This window comes from Streptomyces sp. RP5T (assembly GCF_003933965.1).
In the GTDB taxonomy this organism is placed as follows: Bacteria; Actinomycetota; Actinomycetes; order Streptomycetales; family Streptomycetaceae; genus Streptomyces.
In genome coordinates this window covers 1-3296 of record NZ_RSAJ01000776.1, presented here as the reverse complement: position 1 = coordinate 3296, position 3296 = coordinate 1, and the positions used below count along the sequence as shown (strand labels likewise).

The following is a 3296-nucleotide window of genomic DNA, read 5'->3' as shown; positions in this document are numbered from 1 at the left end:
GCGCTGCACCGCCTGCGCGGCCCTCCGCTTCCCGTGGCTGCCGGGCTGCGCCCGCTGCGGCGGCCCCGACTGGGACACCGTCGAGGCGAGCGGCGAGGGGACCGTCTACTCGTACGTCGTCATGCACCACCCGCCCTTCCCCGCGTTCGACCCTCCCTACGCCGTCGTGCTCGTCGAACTCGCCGAGGGCGTGCGGATGATCAGCAACGTGGTCGGTACGCCGTACGACAAGGTGCGGATCGGGATGCCGGTACGGCTCGTCTTCCAGTCGTACGACGGTGACCTCACCCTTCCGGTCTTCCGCGCCGCCGAAGAGGTCGTCGCGGAAGAGGTTGTCGCGGAAGAGGCCGTCGCCGAGGAGGCCGCCGTATGAGAGCGGGAGAGGAACTGCCACCCCTGGAGATCCCGGTGACCCGCACGCTGATCGTCGCGGGTGCGATCGCCTCCCGGGACTACCAGGACGTGCACCACGACCCGGAGGCGGCCCGCCACAAGGGCTCCCCGGACATCTTCATGAACATCCTGACGACGAACGGCCTGGTCGGGCGGTACATCACCGACCACTTCGGCCCGCGGACCGAGCTCAAGAAGGTGGCCATCAGGCTGGGCGCGCCCAACTACCCCGGCGACACCATGGTGTTGCGCGGGACCATAGAGGCCGTCGAAGGTGCCGGCGCGACCGTCCGGATCGTGGGGACCAACGGCATCGGCAACCACGTGACGGGCACGGTCACCTTCTGTCTGCGGGACGCCGCATGAGCGCACGCGCGCGCGACGGGCTCGGGGGCCTCGCCGCGATCGCCGGGATCGGGGCCACCGAGTTCTCCAAGGACTCCGGCCGCAGCGAACTGCGCCTGGCCGCCGAGGCGGTCCGCGCGGCGCTCGACGACGCGGGGCTGACGCCGGCCGACGTGGACGGCATGGTCACCTTCACCATGGACACCAGCCCGGAGATCACCGTCGCCCAGGCCTGCGGGATCGGCGAGCTGTCCTTCTTCTCCCGCGTCCACTACGGCGGCGGCGCGGCCTGCGCGACCGTCCAGCAGGCGGCGCTCGCGATCGCGGCGGGCGTGGCCGAGGTCGTCGTCTGCTACCGCGCCTTCAACGAACGCTCCGGCCGTCGCTTCGGCTCCGGAGTCCAGCACCGCGAACCCTCCGCCGAGGGGGCAGCGCTCGGCTGGTCCCTCCCCTTCGGCCTGCTCACCCCGGCCTCCTGGGTGGCGATGGCGGCCCAGCGCTATCTGCACACCCACGGCCTCACCCCGGAGGCCTTCGGCCATGTCGCGGTGACCGACCGGGCGTACGCGGCCACCAACCCGGCGGCCTGGTTCCACGGCCGCCCCATCACCCTGGCCGACCACGCCGCCTCGCGGTGGATCGTCGAGCCGCTCCGGCTGCTCGACTGCTGCCAGGAGACCGACGGCGGCCAGGCGATCGTCGTCACGTCCCTCGCACGCGCGCGTGACCTCCCCCACCGGCCCGCAGTCGTCGCGGCCGCCGCCCAGGGCGCGGGCCGCGCCCAGGAACAGATGACCAGCTTCTACCGCGACGACCTCACCGGCCTGCCCGAGATGAACGTCGTCGCCCGCCAGCTCTGGCGCACCTCGGGCCTCGGCCCCGAGGACATCGACGTGGCGATCCTGTACGACCACTTCACCCCGTTCGTTCTCATGCAGCTGGAGGAGTTCGGCTTCTGCGGCAGGGGCGAGGCCGCGGATTTCGTACGCCGGGCCGCGCTCCCCCTCAACACCCACGGGGGCCAGCTGGGGGAGGCCTACCTCCACGGCATGAACGGCATCGCGGAGGCCGTACGGCAGCTGCGGGGGACGGCGGCGAACCAGGTGGCGGAGGCGGGACGGGTCCTGGTGACGGCGGGGACGGGCGTGCCGACGTCCGGGCTGGTGCTCACGTCGTCGGACGGGTGACGTCCCAGGGCCCTCAGACCCTGAGGCCCCCAGGCCCCGAGGCCCTCAGACCCTGAGGGGTGAACCCGCAGTAGATGGCACTCCCTCGTCCACCTTCAGGAGGTGGAGTCAGCACCACCTCTACAACCTGAGGGGGAGTCCTCTTCGGGACCTGTGGCCGATGAGCGAGGCCGGTCGCGAATCTAGCGTGGAGCCATGACCACACCCGTCTGCACCAGCGCTTCGAAGGCCGCCGTACCGGCGACGCAGACCCTCGCGTACCCCTCGTTCGCCTCGTACGTGAAGGCCCGCCAGCCGGTGCTGCTGCGTACCGCCCGGTCGCTGACCGCGAACCCGAGCGACGCGGAGGACCTGCTGCAGACCGCCCTGACCAAGACCTACGTCGCCTGGGAGCGCATCGAGGACCACCGGGCCCTCGACGGCTATGTGCGCCGGGCCCTGCTGAACACGCGCACCTCGCAGTGGCGCAAGCGCAAGGTCGACGAGTTCGCGACCGACGAGATCCCCGAGCCCGATCCCGTGCCCGGTGACGACGACCCCGCCGAGCAGCAGGCGCTGCACGACGCGATGTGGCGGGCGATCATGAAACTGCCGGCCCGGCAGCGGGCGATGGTCGTCCTCAGGTACTACGAGGACCTCAGCGAGGTGCAGACGGCCGAGGTCCTCGGGGTCTCCGTGGGCACCGTGAAGTCGGCGGTGTCGCGCGCCCTGGGCAAGCTCCGCGAGGACCCGGAACTGGTACTGGCCCGGTAGGGGGTCTGCGTCGGGGTTCTGTGGCCTGGGCGGAGTTTGTCGGCTGACGGCCCGTGGCTGGGCGGGGCTTGTCGATCGACGTCCAGTGGCTGTGGCTGGGGCGGGCTTGTCGGTCGTGGTCCAGTGTTCTCGGTGGGCTTGTCGGTCGACCACCAGTGGCCTGCACGGGGTTTCTCGGCCGACGGCCAGCGGCCTGGGTTCATCCCCGCCGTGCCCTCGGCTCCGCGGAAGTCCCTACCCGGAACAGCCACGCGCCTGCCGTGAATCATCGCCGGGGACGTGCGCGTGCCCGCCGCAGATCGCCGCCCCGGACGGGCGGGTGTCCCCCGTGATCGCAACCCGGGACGGGCGTGTGCCCGCCGCGATTCATCCCCCGGAACAGCCTCGCGCGCGCCGTGAATCGCCACCTGGGACGGACGCGTGCCCCCCGTGAATCGCCACCCGGGACGGACGCGTACTCCCCGAGAGTCGTTGCCCGGGACGGGCGTGTGCCCGCCGCGACCCGTCGCCCGGAACGGCCTCGCGCCCGCCGTGAATCGTCGCCCGGGACGGACGCGTACTCCCCGAGAGTCGTTGCCCGGGACGGGCGTGTGCCCGCCGCGACCCGTCGCCCGGAAC

4 protein-coding genes are annotated in these 3296 nt (G+C 72.1%); all 4 read left to right on the top strand.

Annotated elements, in window-relative coordinates; genetic code table 11:
• Nucleotides 1–373: Zn-ribbon domain-containing OB-fold protein (locus tag EHS43_RS40805; RefSeq protein ID WP_148104239.1), on the top strand; the 373-nt coding region annotated here is incomplete at its 5' end.
• A complete protein-coding gene (locus EHS43_RS40800) occupies nt 370–759 on the top strand; it encodes a MaoC family dehydratase (protein ID WP_125195580.1) in 390 nt (129 codons plus the stop codon). The genes EHS43_RS40805 and EHS43_RS40800, both read left to right, overlap by 4 nt.
• Nucleotides 756–1925, top strand: a complete 1170-nt coding sequence (locus EHS43_RS40795) for a lipid-transfer protein (protein WP_125195579.1) — start codon at nt 756–758, stop codon at nt 1923–1925. Before EHS43_RS40800 ends, EHS43_RS40795 begins: the two co-directional genes overlap by 4 nt.
• Before the next feature lie 195 nt (nt 1926–2120).
• Entirely contained in the window at nt 2121–2678 is a 558-nt protein-coding gene (locus EHS43_RS40790; protein ID WP_057609235.1) for a SigE family RNA polymerase sigma factor, read from the top strand.
• Nucleotides 2679–3296 lie beyond the last annotated feature (618 nt).

Coding starts and splice junctions, on each gene's coding strand:
- EHS43_RS40800 (WP_125195580.1), top strand. CDS start 370: ATGAGAGCGGGAGAGGAACTGCCACCCCTGGAGATCCCGGTGACCCGC.
- EHS43_RS40795 (WP_125195579.1), top strand. CDS start 756: ATGAGCGCACGCGCGCGCGACGGGCTCGGGGGCCTCGCCGCGATCGCC.
- EHS43_RS40790 (WP_057609235.1), top strand. CDS start 2,121: ATGACCACACCCGTCTGCACCAGCGCTTCGAAGGCCGCCGTACCGGCG.